Source organism: Natronohydrobacter thiooxidans (genome assembly GCF_001884735.1).
GTDB lineage: Bacteria > Pseudomonadota > Alphaproteobacteria > Rhodobacterales > Rhodobacteraceae > Roseinatronobacter > Roseinatronobacter thiooxidans_A.
In genome coordinates this window covers 42,255-61,595 of sequence record NZ_MJAP01000019.1, presented here as the reverse complement: position 1 = coordinate 61,595, position 19,341 = coordinate 42,255, and the positions used below count along the sequence as shown (strand labels likewise).

At 63.0% G+C, this 19,341-nt stretch carries 17 protein-coding genes and 1 tRNA gene; 13 read left to right on the top strand and 5 right to left on the bottom strand.

Annotated elements, in window-relative coordinates; translation table 11 throughout:
- Positions 1–76: 76 nt before the first annotated feature.
- From BG457_RS11885 to BG457_RS11870, 4 genes are all read left to right on the top strand, one after another.
- Positions 77–883 (top strand): TVP38/TMEM64 family protein, encoded by an 807-nt coding sequence (locus BG457_RS11885; RefSeq protein WP_342715490.1) that lies wholly within the window; start codon positions 77–79, stop codon positions 881–883.
- Positions 880–2,274, top strand: coding sequence for a dihydrolipoyl dehydrogenase family protein (locus BG457_RS11880; RefSeq protein ID WP_071797363.1), 1,395 nt, complete (start codon positions 880–882; stop codon positions 2,272–2,274). Before BG457_RS11885 ends, BG457_RS11880 begins: the two co-directional genes overlap by 4 nt.
- A gap of 22 nt (positions 2,275–2,296) precedes the next feature.
- Positions 2,297–3,694 carry a sensor histidine kinase gene (locus tag BG457_RS11875; protein ID WP_071797362.1) on the top strand — a complete coding sequence of 466 codons (1,398 nt, stop codon included), beginning with the start codon at positions 2,297–2,299 and terminating at the stop codon, positions 3,692–3,694.
- A gap of 79 nt (positions 3,695–3,773) precedes the next feature.
- A tRNA-Arg gene (locus BG457_RS11870) sits at positions 3,774–3,850 on the top strand.
- Positions 3,851–4,009: 159 nt separating this feature from the next.
- Here the strand turns inward: BG457_RS11870 and BG457_RS11865 are convergent.
- The gene (locus BG457_RS11865) at positions 4,010–4,672 is read right to left on the bottom strand and encodes a GntR family transcriptional regulator (protein WP_342715489.1); all 663 of its coding nucleotides are present in this window, start codon (positions 4,670–4,672) and stop codon (positions 4,010–4,012) included.
- 124 nt (positions 4,673–4,796) lie between these two features.
- Between BG457_RS11865 and BG457_RS11860 the strand changes: the two genes are divergently transcribed.
- From BG457_RS11860 to BG457_RS11850, 3 genes are all read left to right on the top strand, one after another.
- Positions 4,797–5,756: a dihydrodipicolinate synthase family protein gene (locus BG457_RS11860; RefSeq protein WP_071797361.1), complete on the top strand. Its 960-nt coding sequence runs from the start codon at positions 4,797–4,799 to the stop codon at positions 5,754–5,756.
- A complete protein-coding gene (locus tag BG457_RS11855; RefSeq protein ID WP_071797360.1) occupies positions 5,747–6,676 on the top strand; it encodes a 4-hydroxyproline epimerase in 930 nt (309 codons plus the stop codon). Before BG457_RS11860 ends, BG457_RS11855 begins: the two co-directional genes overlap by 10 nt.
- 164 nt (positions 6,677–6,840) lie before the next feature.
- Positions 6,841–7,878, top strand: coding sequence for a trans-3-hydroxy-L-proline dehydratase (locus BG457_RS11850; RefSeq protein ID WP_071797359.1), 1,038 nt, complete (start codon positions 6,841–6,843; stop codon positions 7,876–7,878).
- Here the strand turns inward: BG457_RS11850 and BG457_RS11845 are convergent.
- The 3 genes from BG457_RS11845 to BG457_RS11835 form a co-directional block, all read right to left on the bottom strand.
- Positions 7,875–8,357, bottom strand: coding sequence for a tripartite tricarboxylate transporter TctB family protein (locus tag BG457_RS11845; RefSeq protein WP_071797358.1), 483 nt, complete (start codon positions 8,355–8,357; stop codon positions 7,875–7,877). The two genes, BG457_RS11850 and BG457_RS11845, sit on opposite strands and share 4 nt — an antisense overlap.
- A gap of 16 nt (positions 8,358–8,373) precedes the next feature.
- Positions 8,374–9,891 (bottom strand): tripartite tricarboxylate transporter permease, encoded by a 1,518-nt coding sequence (locus tag BG457_RS11840; RefSeq protein WP_071797357.1) that lies wholly within the window; start codon positions 9,889–9,891, stop codon positions 8,374–8,376.
- A gap of 117 nt (positions 9,892–10,008) precedes the next feature.
- Complete coding sequence (locus tag BG457_RS11835) at positions 10,009–10,986, bottom strand: Bug family tripartite tricarboxylate transporter substrate binding protein (RefSeq protein ID WP_071797356.1); 978 nt, start codon at positions 10,984–10,986, stop codon at positions 10,009–10,011.
- Positions 10,987–11,355: 369 nt separating this feature from the next.
- Between BG457_RS11835 and BG457_RS11830 the strand changes: the two genes are divergently transcribed.
- From BG457_RS11830 to BG457_RS11805, 6 genes are all read left to right on the top strand, one after another.
- Positions 11,356–12,555: an MFS transporter gene (locus tag BG457_RS11830; RefSeq protein WP_071797355.1), complete on the top strand. Its 1,200-nt coding sequence runs from the start codon at positions 11,356–11,358 to the stop codon at positions 12,553–12,555.
- Between the two features lie 367 nt (positions 12,556–12,922).
- Complete coding sequence (locus BG457_RS11825) at positions 12,923–14,551, top strand: ABC transporter substrate-binding protein (RefSeq protein WP_071797354.1); 1,629 nt, start codon at positions 12,923–12,925, stop codon at positions 14,549–14,551.
- Between the two features lie 68 nt (positions 14,552–14,619).
- Complete coding sequence (locus BG457_RS11820; protein ID WP_071797353.1) at positions 14,620–15,570, top strand: ABC transporter permease; 951 nt, start codon at positions 14,620–14,622, stop codon at positions 15,568–15,570.
- Between the two features lie 4 nt (positions 15,571–15,574).
- Complete coding sequence (locus BG457_RS11815; RefSeq protein ID WP_071797352.1) at positions 15,575–16,459, top strand: ABC transporter permease; 885 nt, start codon at positions 15,575–15,577, stop codon at positions 16,457–16,459.
- A complete protein-coding gene (locus BG457_RS11810; protein WP_071797351.1) occupies positions 16,456–17,472 on the top strand; it encodes an ABC transporter ATP-binding protein in 1,017 nt (338 codons plus the stop codon). The genes BG457_RS11815 and BG457_RS11810 overlap by 4 nt, the downstream gene beginning before the upstream one ends.
- Positions 17,469–18,461: an ABC transporter ATP-binding protein gene (locus BG457_RS11805; protein ID WP_071797350.1), complete on the top strand. Its 993-nt coding sequence runs from the start codon at positions 17,469–17,471 to the stop codon at positions 18,459–18,461. Before BG457_RS11810 ends, BG457_RS11805 begins: the two co-directional genes overlap by 4 nt.
- Before the next feature lie 19 nt (positions 18,462–18,480).
- Here BG457_RS11805 and BG457_RS11800 read toward each other — a convergent pair whose 3' ends face one another.
- The gene (locus BG457_RS11800) at positions 18,481–19,227 is read right to left on the bottom strand and encodes an aspartate/glutamate racemase family protein (RefSeq protein ID WP_071797349.1); all 747 of its coding nucleotides are present in this window, start codon (positions 19,225–19,227) and stop codon (positions 18,481–18,483) included.
- Positions 19,228–19,341: the final 114 nt, after the last annotated feature.

Genomic DNA, 19,341 nt, shown 5'->3' with positions numbered 1-19,341 from the left:
CGCGCGACTGCGCCGGGTGAGGCGCATAAAAAATGCCTCTCGGGGGATCGGGGCTGTTCAAGCCCATGTGATCGTGGTGAAACAGCCGAAACAACTGGCCATTCCGCGCGTAATTCCCCATGAACGTGACAAAGCGGAGTTTCTCGTGGACCAGCATGAGACAATCAACAGCAAAGCGGTCTGGCGCCGCCGCCTGCCCGTCCTTGTGATCGCGCTGGTGGCTATCCTCGGCGCCGTCGCTTTGCGCGACTACCTGTCCTTCGAGGCGCTGCGCGACAATCGTGCAGCATTGATCGCCTTTCGCGACTCGCATTACCTGCTGACAGCGCTGATCTTCGTGCTGGCCTATATCGCCATCGTCGCCTTCTCGCTGCCCGGTGCCACAGCCGCTACGCTGACCGGGGGATTTCTGTTCGGGGTCTTTCCCGGCGCGCTGTTCAACATCGTGGCGGCCACCATCGGCGCCGCCGCGATCTTCCTTGCGGTGCGCGCGGGTTTCGGTCGGGCCTTGTCCGCGAGAATCGACGCCAGTGACGGGCGCATCAAGCAGATCACCGATGCGATCCGCGCCAATGAAGCCCCGGTGCTGTTCTCGCTGCGGCTCATGCCAGTGCTGCCCTTCTTCGTGATGAACGTGGTCCCCGCGCTGATCGGCGTGCGATTGCGCGTCTTTGTCGTGACCACATTTTTCGGGATCATGCCCGGCGGTGCGATCTACACATGGGTCGGCGCGGGGCTGGGCGAGGTCTTTGCCCGCGACGAGTCCCCGGATCTGGGTATTATTTTCGAGCCGCATATTATCGGCCCGCTCATCGGACTGGCCGCCCTGTCGCTGCTGCCGGTGATCGTGAAACAGTTGCGCCGCAAGGAGGGACAGCCATGACTCGCATCAAGACAGATATCTGCGTGATCGGCGGCGGTTCCGGCGGGTTGTCGGTCGCGGCAGGGGCCGTGCAGATGGGCGCGCGCGTCGTACTGATCGAGGGGCACAAGATGGGCGGCGATTGCCTGAACTATGGCTGCGTGCCCTCAAAAGCGCTGCTCGCGCAGGCCAGACAGGTCGCCGCACGCGCGGCGGATCCGGTGCCAGAGGATTTCAGGGCCGCCATGGCGCATGTGAAAGCGACCATCGCCGCGATTGAACCGCATGATTCGGTCGAACGTTTCGAGGGGCTCGGGGTGCAGGTGATCAAGGGCTTCGCGCGCTTCACCTCGCCCAGCGAGATCGAGGTCGCGGGCCAGACCATCACCGCCCGCCGCTTCGTGATCGCCACCGGCTCGCGCGCGGCTGTTCCGCCGATTCCGGGGCTGGCGGATGTGCCCTACATGACCAATGAAACCCTGTTCGACCAGTCCGAGCGCCCCGCCCATCTGCTGATCATCGGCGCGGGCCCCATCGGGCTGGAAATGGCGCAGGCGCATCGGCGGCTCGGCTCGCGCGTGACCGTGATCGAGGGCGCGAAGGCGCTGGGCCGCGACGATCCCGATGCCGCCGCTGTGGTGCTGGCGCAGTTGCGCCGCGAGGGGATCGAGATCATCGAGGACGCGCAGGTCGAGCGCGTCGGCGGTCGTCCCGGAGCGCTGGAAGTGCAGGTCAAGGGCGGCACGATCTTCACCGGCACGCATCTTCTGGTCGCGGTCGGGCGCGTGCCCAATCTGGACAAGCTCGATCTGGACAAGGCCGGGGTGAAATCCGACCGCGCCGGGATCACGGTCGATGCGGGCCTGCGCAGCACCAACAAGCGCGTCTATGCGATTGGCGATGCGGCTGGGCAGGGGCAGTTCACCCATCTTGCGGGCTATCACGCAGGAGTGGTGATCCGGGCCATCCTCTTCGGCCTGCCCGCCCGGGCACGCCATGACCATATCCCGCATGTCACCTATACCGATCCCGAACTCGCGCAGATCGGATTGACCGAGGCCGAGGCACGCAAGAAATACGGTGGCGGGGTTTCGGTGCACAGGATCGGCTATGACCAGATCGACCGGGCGCAGGCCGAGGGGCGCACGCAAGGCTTTTTGCAATTGATCGCCGTGCGCGGGCGCGCTGTCGGTGTGACCGTTGTCGGCGCGCAGGCAGGCGAGGTGATCGCGCCCTATGCGCTTGCGCTCGCGAACAGGCTCAAGCTCAGCGCCGTTGCCGGAACGGTGCTGCCCTATCCGACATTGGCGGAAATCGGCAAACGCGCAGCGGGGGCCTATTTCTCGCCCAGACTGTTTGATAACATGAATGTGAAGCGTGTGGTGAGGCTGGTTCAGAGGTGGCTCCCCTGACCGGCACAGGTTAGGTTAGGGCATGATTTCGAGCAGTCTTTCAGCGCGGTTTCTCTGGCTTGTCGTCATCTTCGTGATGCTGGCTGAAGTGCTGATCTTCGTGCCCTCGGTGTCGCGCTTCCGCGAAGAGTATCTTCTCGCCCGGCTGGAGCGCGCACAGATCGCCTCGCTGGCGCTGCTGGCATCCGACGGATCCATCGCCGGGGAACTGGCCAGCGAACTGCTGGAGAATGCAGGCGTGTTCAACGTCGTGTTGCGGCGTGACGCGGTGCGCGAGCTGATCCTCTCCTCGCCAATCCCCGCGCAGATCGATGCAACCTATGATCTGCGCACCGCCACGGCTTTGGAACTGATGCGCGATGCGCTGGACGAGATGCGCCGGTCAGAGCCGCGTATCATCCGGGTGATCGGCGATCCGGTGCGGCAGGCGGGGTTGCTGATCGAGATCACGCTCGACACGGCGCGGCTGCAGGAAGAGCTCTGGGAATATGGCAAACGCATCCTGCTCTTGTCCCTGCTGATCTCCGGCATCACGGCGCTGCTTCTCTATCTGTCGATCCAGGCTTTTGTCGTGGCGCCGATGCGACGGGTGATCCGCTCCATGCAGGATTATGCCGAAGCCCCACAGGACGCGACACGGATCCTCACACCCAGTTCGCGGATCCGCGAATTGCGCGAGGCCGAGGAAGCCCTGACCCGGATGCAGACCGATCTGACCGGGCTCTTGCGCCAGAAAGACCGGCTGGCGCAGCTTGGCGGTTCGGTCGCGCGGATCAGCCATGATCTGCGCAACATGCTGACAACCGCCTCGATGCTGGCGGACCGGATGGAAATGAGCGACGATCCGAGCGTGAAACGCGCCGCGCCCAAACTGGTGGGCTCGCTGTCGCGCGCCATCAATCTGTGCGAATCGACCCTCGCTTTCGGCAAGGCCGAAGAACCGCCGCCGAAACTTGCCCCGCTGCGCCTTGCGACCCTCCTGGAAGATGTTGTCGAAAGCGAGAAACTGGCGCTGGCCGAGGGGGCGGAGATCACCTTCCTGATTGACATGGCCAGGGATCTGGTGGTGCGCGCGGATGGCGAGCAGATTTTCCGCGTGCTCAGCAATCTGGTGCGCAACGCAAGGCAGGCGATCGAGGCCACGAAACAACCCGGCGTGATCGAGATCCTTGCCAAACCCACGCTGCAGGACGCGCAGAAAGGCGTCGCCATCCGGATCGGCGATTCCGGCCCCGGCCTGCCCCCAAAGGCGCGCGAGCATTTGTTCGAGGCATTTCAGGGCGGCGCGCGCAAGGGCGGGATCGGTCTGGGGCTGGCGATTGCGGCGGAACTGGTGCGCGGGCATGGCGGCAAACTGGAACTGATCCGCAGCGATCAGGACGGGACAGAGTTTCGTATCTGGCTTCCGGTGGCAGAGTAGCAGGTTTTGCGCAATAACTTCGTTTCCATGCGAAACCCCCCTTGCATTGCCCGGAACAGGGCGATATGTCGCCCCCAACGCGCCCGTAGCTCAGCTGGATAGAGCACCAGACTACGAATCTGGGGGTCAGAGGTTCGAATCCTTTCGGGCGCGCCATTTCTTACCTGTGAACACCGGGCAAGATTGCCTTCTGCGTCACCGGATTGTCGCGTGGGCTGTCCGTTGAATGACTTCGCCCCGCTTCGCGCCCGGCCCGAAGCCAAACCAGACACACCAATATGCCCGCCGAAACGGCCGCTTATGCGCTGCGCGACGTCACTTCTGCCAATGACGCGACAGTGATTCCTGTGCGCCGAGGATATGCTGGCGGGTCAGATCTGCGGCCTTGTCGGCCTGCCCGGATTTGCAGGCATCGACGATCATCAGATGCTCGCGATTGGCGCGCTGCATCCCGTCGCTGAGCAAGAGCTGCGCCCGGAGATAGGGGTCGATCCGGTCCATCGCCTTGTTCAGCATCTCCAGATGATAGGCCAGACCGCTGGCCGCATAGAGCGTCGTGTGGAAACGCCGGTTCAGATCGCCCCATTGCATCGGGTCTTCCGCATTGCCAAAGGCCGCGCAGCAGCGTGCCGCCTCTTGCAGAACCTGTGGCGACATATGCGGCACGGCGCGGCGGATGACTTCTGGCTCCAGCAAGGCGCGGAATTCGAAGATTTCGGTGGCCTCTTCCAGCGACAGCCCGGCGACCACGGCCCCCTTGTAGCGCTGTGACACGATCAGCCCGTGCTGTTCCAGTTTCTGCAGCGCCTCGCGGACCGGGATGCGGCTGACATTGAAGGCCCGCGCGATGTCTTCCTGCCGCAATGGCTCGCCCTGCGCCAGATCCCCGGTGATGATCGCCTGACGAATCGCGTCGAAGATCAGCGTTGCGGCCGAGGCGGTCTTGGAAATGTCATATGCCTGGATCTTCATCGTCATGTGCTCCTGCTGGTTTCTTACACAGTGCCACGAGAGAGGGGAAGTGAGTCTGATTGTATATTGTATCCAAAATGGGAAGCTGTATATTTGCCCGCAAGCGAAACCTCATCGAAGCGAGATCCCCATGAATACAGAGATGCTGAATGGCTGTATCCCTGCCCTGATGACGCCCTGCAAACCCGATCACAGCCCGGACCTTGATGCGTTGGTGCGCAAGGGGGAGGCGATGGTCGCGGCGGGCATGTCCGGGGTCGTGTATTGCGGGTCCATGGGCGACTGGCCGCTGATCAGCGATGCCGACCGGATGGACGGGGTTGCCCGGCTTGTCGGCGCGGGGGTGCCGGTCATGGTGGGTACGGGGGCTGTGAACACCGCCCAAGCGGTCGCCCATGCCGCCCATGCCGCGAAGCTGGGGGCGCAGGCGTTGATGGTCATTCCGCGCGTCCTCTCGCGGGGCAGTTCAGTCGAAGCGCAGCGCCACCATTTCAAGGCCATTCTGGCGGCTGCGCCCGATATCCCTGCGGTGATCTATAACAGCCCCTATTACGGCTATGCCACCGGGGCAGAGCTGTTCTTTGCCCTGCGTACTGAGCATCCGAACCTTGTGGGGTTCAAGGAATTCGGGGGCAGCGCGGCGCTGCGCCAAGCGGCGGAATTCATCACCAGTCAGGATGCGGAGATCTCGCTGATGGTGGGTGTCGATACGATGGTGGTCGAAGGCTTCGTGAATTACGGCGCGCGCGGGGCGATTACCGGTATCGGCAATGTGCTGCCGTGCGAAGTGCTGCATCTGGTCGATCTGTCGCGCAAGGCCGCAGCCGGGGATGCGCGCGCGCGGGTTCGTGCGCAGGAGCTTGATCAGGCGATGGCGGTGCTGTCCTCCTTCGACGAAGGTGTGGATCTGGTGCTCTATTACAAATACCTTCTGACCTGTCTCGGCGAGCAGGAATACGCGCTCCACATCAACCCCACCGATCAGCTCAGCCCAAGCCAGCGCGGCTTCGCGCAGGCGCAGCTTGATCTGTTCCGCAACTGGTATGCGGATTGGGCGCAGGGGCTGGAGCCGCATCTGAAATGCGCGTGATCGACAGCCATACCGAGGGCGAACCGACCCGCGTCATCCTCTCGGGCGGGCCGGATCTGGGCGCGGGCAGCGTGGCGGAGCGCGCGGCGCGGCTGGCGCGCGCGCATGATGCGTTCTGCAACTCGGTAACGCGCGAGCCGCGCGGGACCGAGGCCATGGTGGGCGCGCTGCTGGTGCCGCCCGCGCATCCTGACTCTGTGGCAGGCGTGATCTATTTCAATGCGGTCGGGATGCTGGGAATGTGCGGCCATGCCGCCATCGGCACGGCGATCACATTGGCGCATCTGGGCCGGATCGGACCCGGACAGCACCGGCTGGAAACCCCCGTCGGCGTGGTGACGCTGGAGTTGCATTCCGGTCACGAGGCCAGCGTCACCAATGTCGAAAGCTACCGGTTGCACAAGGCGGTCACCGTAGATGTGGCGGGGCTTGGGCCGGTCACGGGGGATATTGCATGGGGTGGGAACTGGTTCTTCATCACCCGTGATCTGCCCTGTGCGCTGGATATCACGAATATCCGCCAACTGACCGACGCGACCCTGCGCATTCGCCGGACGCTGCACGATCAGGGCTGGACTGGCGCGGGCGGGGCGTGGATTGATCATGTGGTCCTGCTCGCCCCCTGCGACGGGGCCGATGCGCGCAATTTCGTTCTGTGTCCGAGCGGCAGCTATGACCGCTCGCCCTGCGGGACCGGCACATCCGCGCTACTGGCCTGCCTTGCGGCGGATGGGCAGCTTCAGCCGGGCGATCCCTGGGTGCAGCAGAGCATCATCGGCAGCAGATATCATCTCAGCCATGTCGCGGGCAGGCATGGCGGGATCATCCCCACGATCCGCGGGCGCGCATGGGTCACGGCGGAAGCCGATCTGCATTTTGCGCCCGGTGATCCCTATGTGGCGGGCATCCCCGCCGCATGATCTGCGCCAGAGGGCGGGGCAACTCAGCGCCGCGAGTTTGACAGGCGGCCTGATCTGCCCGGCAGCGCCCGTTTCAGTTTGCAGCACAGATGACCAGTTCAGGAGAATGCCATGACAATGATCGCTGACAGCACCGCTCCGGGCACTCTGCGGGGCGTCGGCTGATGCGCTCGACCCGTGCGATCCAGATTGTCGGCTGCCATGCCGAGGGCGAAGTGGGCGATGTGATCGTGGGCGGCGTTGCCCCTCCGCCCGGTGACACGCTCTGGGAGCAGGCGCGTTGGATCCATCAGGACGGTGCCTTGCGGGATTTCGTGCTGAACGAGCCGCGCGGCGGTGTGTTTCGCCATGTCAATCTGCTGGTGCCGCCCAAAGACCCGCGCGCGCAGTTGGGGTTCATCATCATGGAGCCGGAACATACCCCACCGATGTCAGGCTCGAACGCGATCTGTGTATCGACCGTGCTGCTCGATACCGGCATTATCGGGATGCAGGAACCTGAAACCCATATGGTTCTGGAAGCGCCCGGCGGGCTGATCCATGTGCGCGCGGACTGCGCGGAGGGCAAGGCGCAGCGGATTTTCCTGCGCAATGTGCCATCTTTTGCGAGCCAGCTTGACGCGGGGCTGGAGGTCGAAGGGCTGGGACGCCTGCAGGTCGATACCGCCTATGGCGGCGACAGTTTCGTGGTGGTCAATGCGCGGGATCTGGGGCTTGAGATGGCCGCGCATGAGGCCCGCGAGATTGCCGCGCTGGGCAGGAGGATCACAGCGGCGGCCAATGCGCAGCTTGGCTTCACCCATCCGCAAAATCCCGACTGGCGGCATATCTCGTTTTGCCTGTTCGCCACCCCGCCCGCGGACAGCCCGCAAGGGCTGGTGACGCATCATGCCGTGGTGATCGAGCCGGGCAAGATCGACCGCTCGCCCACGGGCACGGCAGTTTCGGCGCGGCTGGCGCTGATGCACCGGCGCGGACAGATTGGCAAAGGCAGGATGCTGACGGCGCGCTCGCTGATCGGGTCGGAGTTTCAGGGGCAGATTGTCGAGACCCTCACGCTTGGCGGCAAGCCCGCGATCGTGCCCGAGATTTCGGGCCGCGCATGGATCACCGACACGCGCCAGTTGCTGCTCGACCCTGCAGACCCCTGGCCGCGTGGCTACCGCGTCAATGACACCTGGCCATTGCGGGACCGGGGCTAGAACAACAGCCCGCGCGGCAGCGGCACATTGATCAGCTTGACGAATAACAGCCAGATCACCGCTGTCGCCACCACCGGCACCACAATCGTGCTGGGCCAGTGGCGCAACGGATCGCGGGTCAGCACAAAGCTGGCCCCGATCAGGGTGATGCAGACGCTGACCATGAAGCCCAGCTTGCCAATCGCCCAGAACATCCCCATCCCGATGGCCAGAAGCGCCACGCCCGTGCTGACAACCGCGCGCAGGTTTTCGGGAAACTGGTCAGATTTGCCAAACACGGCTTCGATCATGATCACGACACCCGCACAGACCAATGTGATATAGGCCAGTTGCGGAAAGGCATGCGGCCCGAGTCCGGGCCCCGGACGCCAGTCGCCATAGGCAATATCGAACAGTCCGATAGCCCCCACAGCAATCGTGACCAGCCCAGTGTAGAAATCCTGCCGCGTCAGAAGCCCGAAAAATTGCGGTTTCAGCATCGCTTTGCCCCCGTTCTTATTTCTTGTCGCGCAGGACAAGGGTGAATGTCAGGATCATGATCGCCGCCACCGTATAGAGCCCGATTGCGATAGGGCTGGAGAGCAGATGCATCCAGTCTCCGCGCCCGATCAGCAGCGACTGGCGCAGCGCGCGCTCGGCCCCCGGTGCGACGATGAACCCCAGGATCAGCGGTGCCAGCGGGAAGTTGAACATCCGCAGCACCACCCCCAGAAACCCTGCAAACAACAGCACCCAGACATCAATGACCGAATTTCCCGCCGCGAATGTGCCCAGAATCGCCAGCACACAGACAATCGGCAGCAGGATGCGCGACTGGATCATGGCGATCTTGGAATAGAAGGGCAGCAGGAATTGGGACAGGAACAGATTGATGAAATTGGCATAGATCAGGATCAGAAACAGCGCATAGATCACTTCGGTATGATCATAGATCAGCCTTGGTCCGGGCGTCATGCCCATCAGGATGAAGGCGGCGCCGAACAGGGCCGCCGTGGCACTGCCCGGAATCCCGAAGGCAAAGAGCGGGATCAGGGTCGAGCCGGATGTCGCGCTGTTGCCTGCCTCGGCGGCGGCGACCCCTTCCAGCGAGCCTTTGCCGAACTCGTCGCCTTTGCGCGAGAAGCGTTGCGCCAGCCCGTAACTGATGAAAGCCGCCAGCGACGATCCCGCACCGGGCAGTGCGCCGATCAGCGTGCCCATGGTGGTGCCGATCCATGTCGCTTTCAGCGTGAAGCGGAATTCGCTGAAGGTGAGCTTGTCCTTGCTGGCATCATAATCGCCCAGCAGCGATTGGGCCCTCTGGCGCGTGTCGTCCATGATGCGCTCGGCGCGTTCCATCCATGCCTTGGACAACTGAATGATCAGTTCGGACACAGCAAAAATGCCCACCAGCACCGGGATCAGCGCAAGCCCCCCCGCCAGTTCAGGGATGCCGAAGGTCAGACGCAAGGTTCCGCCCATCGGGTCGCGCCCGATCATCGCCAGAAGCACGCCCAGAGCCGCCATCGCGACGCCTTTGGCGACCTTGCCCTTGGTCAGCGCCGAGATCAGCAGAAGCGAGAACGCATAGAGCGCGAAAAACTCGACCGGGCCGAAGGTCAGGGCGACAATGGCCAGCGGCAAGGCCAGAAAGATCAGAACCAGATCGCTGGTCGAATCGCCGATCACCGATGAATACAAAGCCGTCATCAACGCCTTGTTGGGGGTGCCTTTCAGCTTGGCCTGATACCCGTCAATCGCTGTCGCGGCAGAACCGGGCGTCCCCGGCACCCCGAAGGAGATGGCCGAGATCGAGCCGCCGAACATCCCGCCCTTGTAGATGCCGGTCAGCAGGCCCAGTGCCGCAGCCGGTTCCAGAAAAAACACAATGGGCAGCAGAATGGCGATGGCCATATCCCCGCTCAAGCCCGGAATAGCCCCCAGCGTGACACCCATGAACACGCCGATGGCGACATAAAGGATAACTTCCGGGCTGAAGGCGAGCATCAGCGCGGGGATGAAAGACTCCAACATGGTGGCCGCCCAAAACTGCAATATCCGGGAAAAGGCGGCACGGCATATCTGCGCGCGGCGCCGTGAAATGGCCCCGCCGATGCCATTGGCGGCATGGCGGGGCCAGTCGGCGAGGGATCAGTCGATTTCGCCAATGTCGCGCAGAATATTGCCGATATTCTCGACCGTATTCTGATAGAGCCGCGTCGAGTCAGCAGCGTTCAGCGGCTCGATCCCGGCATTCACGCGGTCGCTCATGGCCACAGCCGTGGGCGAGGCCAGCGCTTCCATGAAGCAATCCTGCAGATGTTCGACGGTTTCCGACGGGACATCGCTGGTGGCGAAGATCATCAGCCATGCGGGCAGCACCACGTCATAGCCCGCTTCCCGGAAGGTCGGCGTGTCCGGCAGGACCGGCGAGCGCTCTTCCGAGAATATGCCTAGCGCGGTCAATTCCCCGGCGGCGACTTCGCTGGCGATGCTCGGGGGCAGCGTCATGCCCAGATCGATATGCCCGCCCATGATCAGGCTGCGGGTTTCGCCGCCGCCCGAGGTCGGAACATGGATATTCTCCAGCCCGGTGACGGATTCGAACAGGATCAGCGGCAGATGCACCAGCCCCAGCGGCGAGGCATGGCCGAAGGTGATCGTAGCAGGCTCTTCCGTTGCGGCAGTGACCCAGTCGTCAATGGTTTGAATCGGGTGATCGGGGCGGGTATAGACGGTCGGCAGCCATTCGGTGAAATTCATCACCGGCTGCCAGTCATCATGACTCCAGTCCACGTCATCGACAAAGCCCGAGGTCACGATGGGGCCGTAATCGGTGACGAGAAGTGTGTGACCGTTGGGTTCGGCATTGCGCACGAAATTCACGGCCTCCAGCCCTGCGGCGCCTGACATGCTGACGACATCAATGCGCGGGCCGCAGAATTCCGGTGCAGTTGCCGAAAGCACGCGCGCGGTGATGTCGCTGCCGCCGCCGGGGCCAAAGGGAATGACCAGCCGGATCGGATCATTGCTCAGGGGGCTTGCAGCCGCGACACCGGGCGCAAAGGCCATCATCGACGCGACGACTGTGACCGCGACTTTGTTGCTGTTGGTCATTTTGTGGAACATTAGGGTCTCCCTTGTTGATAAGACAGGTGCCGCCGCTGCGGCAACAGGGGTGGATCTCAGGTTTCATCCCGATTGTATTTTGGATACAAAATCCATTGTTCTTGGGGCCGATCAGGCGCTAAGGTGCAAGAAGGTTGCGCACTTACGACGTCCGGCTGTTTCCATTCCAGAGAAGGGTAACATGTCACCATCAGGAAAAGTGACGGTTCTACCGGTAATGGCAATGATTTCGACCGAGATTTCCGAGGATGACAGTCATATCGTCCGAAGTTGGGCGAATCCACTTGATGAATGTTCTTCATTCGTGCCGACTGCTCTCCGACATTCCCGGCGCCTATCCTTCCGGGTTCTCGCGCGTCGGGGGTGTTGATGACAACGCCTGACCGCTTTTATCCGGTCTGGCCGGGATTTGGTCTTGTCGTCGCCGCACATTGCCTTGGCGTGATGAACCTGCTGGCCGTGCTGGCCTGTTCGCCCCTGATCGCGGTTGAACTCGACCTCACCGCCGTCGATATCGGACTGATCGCAAGCGCCTATTCCGCGGCTCTGGGCGGGTTGTCCATTCCGGCGGGGCGGCTGACAGATAGTCTGGGCGTGCGCCTCTCGCTGTTTCTGGCCGCAATGCTTATCGCGACAGGGGCGTTGATCATCGCCGCCAGTGCCGGTTTTGGCGCTCTTCTGGCCGGTATCGTTCTGTGCGGGGCTGGCTATAGTCTGGTCAATCCTGCTGCCGGGCGCGCGGTGTTGCAATGGTATCCGGCTGAATGGCGCGGCACCCTGATGGGGATCAAGCAGACCGGCGTCCCGATTGGCGGGGCCATCGGAACCACCAGCGCTGTTCTGGCCCCGGCAGTCGGCTGGCACGCGGTCATCGGCGGGCTTGGGGTCGTGACCGCGCTTCTGGGCGTGATGTTTCTCACCTTGCCGCGCGATCAGACCACTGCCCCGGTTCGGCGCAAAACCCTGCGCGAAGAGTTTGACGCCATCGGCCAGTTGTTCCGCGACCCTGTGCTGGGGCGCAACAATCTGGCCAGCGGACTTACCAATGGCGGGCAGTTCATCCTGTGGAGCTATCTGACCGAGTTCCTGCGCCTTGGCGCGGGGTTCGGCCTGCCTCTGGCGAATGCCTGCCTGACGATCCTGCATCTCGGCAGTGTCGCAGGCCGCGTGCTCTGGGGCTGGCTGACGGATCGGGTGATGCGCCGCGACTCGCGCGCAACCTTGCTGGTGCTGACCGCGATTGCGATTGCGGGCTTGCTTGGTATGGCTTTGGTCACGCCGCAGAATGCGCTTCTGGTTGTGCCGCTGCTGGCGGTTGCACTGGGGCTCACGATCTGCTCGGCCACAGGTGTGCAGCTCGCCTTGACCTTGCAAAGCGCGCGACCAGAGCAAGCGGGCGGCGCGATCGGCTACAACATGCTGGTGACCAATATTGGCGGCGTCGTTGCGCCGCCTGCCTTTGGGATGGTGCTGGATCTGGGCGGCGGCTTCGCCCTGGCATGGGGGTTGACTGCGCTGGGCGTCGTGTTCGCATTTGCATTGCTGTGGTGCGACCGCAAGCGCAGTTGATCCGCATATGGCGCCGGACCGGATGCAGCAGCGGGAGGATTGAGGGCAATACCGGGCCGAGCCCTGAGCGCGAAGGACCGGGCCGGGCCATCCGCGATCCGGACAAATTTCCGCGCAAAACTGGTCACAAACGGTATTCCTCACCGGTAATTGTTTTCACTCTGCCCAAACTCTGTGCGCAAAGGCTGAGAGGTGACCCGACCTTGTGCGCGTGCAAGACTGACCGCCTGGCGCGCCGAATGACCCAATAAAAGTCTTTGACTGAATCCGAAAATTGGGCCAGCTTAAGATTGTCAACAATCTTGTTGTCAAAAAATGAGCCGTCGCTTCTGAATAATAAACGGCACGTCCATCAGGGAGACCAGACATGGGACAATCCAAACATATGACCATCGCAGCGCTGCTTGCGACCTCCTTCTTCACCATCCCTGTCAGTGCGCTGGCACAAGACAAGATTTTGCGCATCGGCATGACCGCTGCCGATATTCCACGCACGCTGGGACAGCCCGATCAGGGATTCGAAGGCAATCGCTTCACGGGTATGACAATCTATGACAGTCTCACGGCATGGGATCTGACCAAGGAAGACGAAGCCTCGGTCGTGATCCCCTCCCTGGCGACAAGCTGGGCCGTCAACCCCGACGATACCACCAAATGGATCTTCAATCTGCGCGATGATGTCACCTTCCATGATGGCAGCCCGTTGAATGCCGAGGCCATCGTCTGGAACGTCCAGAAAGTGCTGGATGAAGATGCCCCGCATTTTGACGCCAGCCAGGTGGGCGTCACCGCCTCGCGCATGCCAACATTGCGTTCTGCGCGCGCCATCGACGAATTCACCGTGGAACTGACCACATCGCAGCCCGACAGCTTCCTGCCTATCAACCTGACCAACCTCTTCATTGCCTCGCCCGCGCATTGGCAGGCGAAATTTGACGAAACAGGCGATTCCGAGGCCGCGTGGGCCGCCTTTGCTGCTGATCCTTCCGGGTCCGGCCCGTTCCGCGTGACCAATTTCGCCGCGCGCGAGCGGCTGGAACTGGCTGCAAACAAAGATTACTGGAACCCCGACCGCACGCCCAAGCTCGATGGTGTCGTTCTGGTCCCACTGCCCGAGGCGAATGCGCGCACGGCGGCCTTGTTGTCGGGTCAGGTAGACTGGATCGAAGCACCGGCCCCTGACGCGATTGCCCAGATCGAAGCGCGTGGTTTCACGATCTACGCCAATCCGCAGCCGCATGTCTGGCCATGGCAGCTCTCTTTTGCCGAAGGTTCCCCCTGGCTGGACAAGCGTGTGCGTCATGCCGCCAACCTCTGCTTTGACCGGGATGAACTCTCGATCCTGCTGGGTGGATTCATGGGGTCGCCCAAAGGAACTGTGGATCCGACCCATCCCTGGTGGGGCAACCCTTCCTTCGATATCCGCTACGATCTGGACGAAGCGCAGCGCCTGATGTCGGAAGCGGGTTTTTCAGCGGACAATCCGCTGAAAGTGAAAGTGCAGACCTCGGCCTCCGGCTCGGGGCAGATGCAGCCGATCCCGATGAACGAGTATCTGCAACAGGCCCTGCGCGAGTGCTATTTCGATGTCGAGCTTGATGTGCTGGAGTGGAACACGCTCTTCACCAACTGGCGTCGCGGGGCCTATGACGAAAGCGCGAATGGCGCGCATGCCATCAATGTGACCTTTGCCACGATGGACCCGTTCTTTGCCATGGTGCGCTTCACCTCCACCCAAACCTTCCCGCCGGTTTCCAACAACTGGGGGCATTTCGGCAATGACGAGTTTGACGCGCTGATCGAGGACGCGCGGACCACCTTCGAGGATGATGCCCGCGACGCGGCATTGGCCCGGTTGCATGCGCGTATCGTCGAAGAGGCGCCCTTCGTCTGGGTGGCGCATGATGCCGGCCCGCGCGCCATGTCCAGCCGCGTCACCGGGGTGGTGCAGCCGAAAAGCTGGTTCATTGACATCGCGCCGATGGATATCGAATGATCTGAACAGTTGGCCCCGGATCCTGTCCGGGGCCTCTTGCTTTTCCGCCCAGCCGAAAGGAACGCCCAATGCTTGGCTATAGCTTGCGACGGATCATCTACACGGCCCCCGTGCTGTTCGGTGTCTCCGTGGTCTGTTTTGCACTTGTCCATATCTCGCCCGGTGATCCGCTGATCTCGATCCTGCCTGCAGATGCCTCGGTCGAGTTGCAGAACCGGTTGCGGACACTCTACGGGTTTGACCGCAGCTATCCTGAACAATTCATCCTCTGGCTGGGACGCGCGCTGCAGGGCGATCTGGGTACATCCATCGCGACCGGGCGCCCGGTGACCACCGAAGTCATGCGCGCGGTCGGCAATACGCTGATGCTGGCGGCGGTCGCAACCGCGATCGGCTTTGTGCTGGGCTGCTTCTTCGGCTTCGTGGCCGGGTATTTCAGCAATTCGCCGCTGGACAAGGCCGCCTCTGCCGCAGCGGTCTTTGGCGTGTCGGTGCCGCATTACTGGCTGGGCATGGTGCTGGTGATCATCTTCTCGGCGCAGCTTGGCTGGTTGCCCGCCGCAGGCGCGGGGCCGGGGGGATCCAGCCAGTGGAGATTCGATATGGTGCATCTCAGCTATATGGTGCTGCCCGCGATCACCATGAGCGTGATCCCCATGGGGATCATCGCCCGCACCGTGCGCGCGCTGGTGGCGGAAATCCTTGCGCAGGAATTCGTCATCGGGCTGCGTGCGCGCGGCCTGTCCGAATTCGGCGTCTTCATGCATGTCGTGAAAAACGCCGCACCGACCGCGCTGGCCGTCATGGGCGTGCAGCTTGGCTATCTGCTGGGCGGCTCGATCCTGATCGAGACCGTGTTCAGCTGGCCCGGCACCGGAATGCTGCTGAATTCCGCCATCTTCCAGCGCGATCTGCCGCTGCTTCAAGGCACGATCCTCGTGCTGGCGCTGTTTTTCGTGGTGCTGAATATGGTGGTCGATATCATGCAAAGCGCGCTTGATCCGCGCATCAAGAGGTAAGCCCATGGTCGATGCAACCCTGAGCCAACCGATACTCAATCCGGTGCGCAGTGCCGGGTATTGGCAAAATGTAGGCAAGCGCCTGATGCGCGACAAAACCGCGATGGCCGCGGCCGCTGTGCTCGCGCTGATCGCTTTGGCCGCCATCTTCGCGCCGCTGATCGCCCCAATGGATCCGCTGGACGGGCGGCTGATCAACCGGCTGAAACCCATCGGAACCGAAGGCCATCTGCTCGGCACGGATGAGTTGGGCCGCGACATGCTCTCGCGCCTGATCTGGGGCGGGCGACTGTCGTTGCTGATGGGGGTGACGCCGGTTGTGCTGGCCTTCTTCCTCGGCTCTGCCATCGGCATCATCGCGGGCTATGCGGGCGGCTGGACCAACACGCTGATCATGCGCACGGTCGATGTCTTCTATGCCTTCCCCTCGGTCCTGCTTGCGGTGGCGCTGTCCGGCGCGCTGGGGGCAGGGCTGGGCAATGCGCTCTTCTCGCTGACCGTGGTGTTCATCCCGCCCATCGCGCGCGTGGCCGAATCGGTCACGACCCGTCTGCGTTCGTCAGATTTCATCGAGGCCGCGCGCGCCTCGGGGGCAGGGGCGCTGACCATCGTGCGCGTGCATGTGCTGGGCAATGTGCTGGGGCCGATCTTCGTCTATGCGACCTCGCTGATCGCGGTCAGCATGATCCTGGCCTCAGGGCTTTCGTTCCTTGGCCTTGGCGTGCGCCCGCCCAACCCGGAATGGGGGCTGATGCTGAACACGCTGCGCACGGCGATCTATGCCCAGCCCTGGGTCGCGGCCCTGCCGGGTGCGATGATCTTCCTGGTCTCGATTTCCTTCAACATGCTGTCCGACGGGCTACGCTCTGCCATGGAGGTGCGCCAATGAGTACGGAAAACCCAATCCTGACCGTGCGCGGCCTGCGCAAATACTTCCCGATCAAGGGGGGTATTCTGGGCCGGACCGTGAAGAACGTCCATGCGGTCGATGGGGTGGATCTCGAAGTCTTTGCCGGGGAAACCCTCGGCGTGGTGGGCGAATCCGGCTGCGGCAAATCCACCACCGCGCGGCTTCTGATGCAGCTCATTACCCCGGACGAGGGCGCGCTCTATTTCGAGGGCAAGCTTGTGGGCAGCTCGGACCTGCCGCTCAAAGCCTTTCGGCGGCAGGTGCAGATGGTGTTTCAGGACAGCTATTCATCCCTGAACCCGCGCCTGACCATCGAGGACAATATCGCCTTCGGTGCCCGTGTCCATGGCACCCCCTCGGGCGAAGCCCTGTCGCGCACCCATGACCTCTTGACCCGCGTCGGGCTGGATCCTGCGCGTTTCGCGGGCCGCTATCCGCATGAGCTTTCGGGCGGGCAGCGACAGCGGGTCAACATCGCCCGCGCGCTGGCCTTGCGGCCCAAGATCATCATCCTTGACGAGGCGGTCTCGGCGCTCGACAAATCCGTGGAAGCGCAGGTGCTGAACCTGCTCGCGGATCTGAAGGCCGAATTCGGGCTGACCTATATCTTCATCAGCCATGATCTGAATGTGGTGCGCTTTGTCTCCGACCGGGTGATGGTCATGTATCTGGGGCAGGTCGCGGAAATCGGCGATGCAGAGGCGCTCTATGACGATCCGCTGCATCCCTATTCGCGCGCGCTTCTGTCCTCCATGCCCTCGATGGACCCTGATAATCGTACGATGGAACCGGCCCTGACCGGCGATCCCCCCAATCCGATCGACCCGCCATCCGGCTGCCGCTTCCATACGCGCTGCCCGATCGTGGCCTCGGTCTGTGCGCAGCGCGACCCGGCGCTGACCCAACGCGGCGAAAAGCACCTGGTCGCCTGCCACGCGCATGATCCGGCCTCAGGCTATGTCGCGCCCACAACCAAGGAGGCCGCCGAATGACTGCCCCGTTCCTGTCTATCCGCAATCTGGGCGTGACTTTCACCGGCGGCACCCGCCCTGTGCGTGCAGTCAATGACGTCTCGCTGGACGTGGCGCAGGGCGAAGCCGTGGCGCTGATCGGCGAGTCCGGCTCCGGAAAATCCGTGACCATGCGCGCGGTGATGCGCCTGAACCCCGAGAAACGCTCGAAACTGCAGGGGCAGATCCTTGTCGGCGGGCGCGATGTGATGGCAATGAACACGCGCCAGCTATCGGCCTTTCGCGGTGGCGAGGCGGCGATGATCTTTCAGGAACCGCTTCTGGCGCTCGATCCGGTCTATACCTTGGGCGATCAGATCGTGGAGACCATCCGCCGCCATGAGCCGATCAGCCGCGACGACGCCCGCGCCCGTGCGCTGGAACTGTTCGACCGCGTGCGCATTCCTTCCGCGAAATCGCGGCTCGACAATTACCCGCATGAAATGTCCGGCGGCATGCGCCAGCGTGCGATGATCGCGCTCGCGCTCTCGTGCCGCCCGAAACTGCTGCTGGCCGATGAACCCACCACCGCGCTGGATGCCACCGTGCAGATTCAGGTTCTGCTGCTCTTGCGCGAGTTGCAGCGCGATCTGGGCCTGTCGATCATCTTCGTCACCCATGATATCGGCGCGGCGGTCGAGGTCGCGGACCGGATCGCGGTGATGTATGCAGGCCAGATCGTCGAGCAGGCCACGGCCCGCGACCTGATCCGCAACCCGCGCCACCCCTATACGCTGGGTCTGCTGAAAAGCCGCGCCCATGATGCGATGGTGAAGGGTACGAAACTCGACGCCATCCCCGGTGCGCCGCCGGATCTGGCCAATCTGCCCGATGGCTGCCCCTTCGCGCCGCGCTGCTTTCTCGCGGATGCGGGCTGTCGCGCCGGTCAGATCGGGATGGAGCAGATCACCGCAGGCCATCATGCGCGCTGCCGCAGGCTCGATCAGACTGCCTTGCAAGATGCCGGTTAGTGCTTCCGGTGCCGCCCTGTCACTCGGCAGGGCGGCGCAGGGGCGTTGTGTGCACAAGATCCCCCGACTTGTCACGCGGCCAGCTATAGGCGCCTACCTTCGAGGTCCGGTAGCCGCCCCCCGCCATCGCCTCGGCCAGCCGGACGGCGGCATGCACCCCGTCGATGACCGGCAGGCCGGTTTCGGCAGAGAGTGCATGGCACATATCCGACATGCCCGCACAACCCAGGATCACCGCCTCGGCCCCATCCTCATCGCGCGCCGCAATGATCTGGCCGCGCAGCAGGGATTTCGCGCGCTCCGGGTCGGCCTCAATCCCCAGAACAGGCAGATCGACCGACCGCACGCGCCGCAATCCATGCGACACGCCATAGCGCAGGGCCAGATCCTCGATGATGGGAATGGCGCGGGGCAGGGTGGTGACGACCGAAAACCGCGCCGCCAGAACGCTCGCCACCTGCATCGCCGCCTGTGCGATGCCGATGACCGGCCCGGCCACCACCTCGCGCGCAGCGCCAATGCCGGGATCGTCGAAACAGGCGATGACATGAGCCTGCGCGCCCTCTGCCTCGGCCCGGCGCAGCGCATCCAGCATCGCCGGAACCGCGACGGCTTCGTCATGATACCCTTCGATGCTGGGCGGCACCGGTGGGCGGGCACAGTCGGTTACGATATGGCTACCGGGGCTCGCAGCAGCTTCGGCCGACCGCGCGATCAGGGCGGTCATTTCACGACTGGAATTCGGATTATAAACAAAAAGCTGCATGACTGTCCCTTCAGTCAGAAGTGAGCATCCTATCAGTGTAGCGTGGCAAATCCCACGAGGCAATATTGTCAACGATATTGTCAACAATATTATATGACCTTGGGTGCCAGTGCA

Excerpts from the sequence above, each read along its gene's own strand:
- BG457_RS11820 (WP_071797353.1), top strand. The coding sequence starts at position 14,620 with ATGCTTGGCTATAGCTTGCGACGGATCATCTACACGGCCCCCGTGCTG.
- BG457_RS11880 (WP_071797363.1), top strand. The coding sequence starts at position 880 with ATGACTCGCATCAAGACAGATATCTGCGTGATCGGCGGCGGTTCCGGC.
- BG457_RS11800 (WP_071797349.1), bottom strand. The coding sequence starts at position 19,227 with ATGCAGCTTTTTGTTTATAATCCGAATTCCAGTCGTGAAATGACCGCC.
- BG457_RS11850 (WP_071797359.1), top strand. The coding sequence starts at position 6,841 with ATGCGCTCGACCCGTGCGATCCAGATTGTCGGCTGCCATGCCGAGGGC.
- BG457_RS11845 (WP_071797358.1), bottom strand. The coding sequence starts at position 8,357 with ATGCTGAAACCGCAATTTTTCGGGCTTCTGACGCGGCAGGATTTCTAC.
- BG457_RS11815 (WP_071797352.1), top strand. The coding sequence starts at position 15,575 with ATGGTCGATGCAACCCTGAGCCAACCGATACTCAATCCGGTGCGCAGT.
- BG457_RS11860 (WP_071797361.1), top strand. The coding sequence starts at position 4,797 with ATGAATACAGAGATGCTGAATGGCTGTATCCCTGCCCTGATGACGCCC.
- BG457_RS11810 (WP_071797351.1), top strand. The coding sequence starts at position 16,456 with ATGAGTACGGAAAACCCAATCCTGACCGTGCGCGGCCTGCGCAAATAC.
- BG457_RS11840 (WP_071797357.1), bottom strand. The coding sequence starts at position 9,891 with ATGTTGGAGTCTTTCATCCCCGCGCTGATGCTCGCCTTCAGCCCGGAA.
- BG457_RS11855 (WP_071797360.1), top strand. The coding sequence starts at position 5,747 with ATGCGCGTGATCGACAGCCATACCGAGGGCGAACCGACCCGCGTCATC.
- BG457_RS11835 (WP_071797356.1), bottom strand. The coding sequence starts at position 10,986 with ATGTTCCACAAAATGACCAACAGCAACAAAGTCGCGGTCACAGTCGTC.
- BG457_RS11825 (WP_071797354.1), top strand. The coding sequence starts at position 12,923 with ATGGGACAATCCAAACATATGACCATCGCAGCGCTGCTTGCGACCTCC.
- BG457_RS11805 (WP_071797350.1), top strand. The coding sequence starts at position 17,469 with ATGACTGCCCCGTTCCTGTCTATCCGCAATCTGGGCGTGACTTTCACC.
- BG457_RS11875 (WP_071797362.1), top strand. The coding sequence starts at position 2,297 with ATGATTTCGAGCAGTCTTTCAGCGCGGTTTCTCTGGCTTGTCGTCATC.
- BG457_RS11830 (WP_071797355.1), top strand. The coding sequence starts at position 11,356 with ATGACAACGCCTGACCGCTTTTATCCGGTCTGGCCGGGATTTGGTCTT.
- BG457_RS11865 (WP_342715489.1), bottom strand. The coding sequence starts at position 4,672 with ATGACGATGAAGATCCAGGCATATGACATTTCCAAGACCGCCTCGGCC.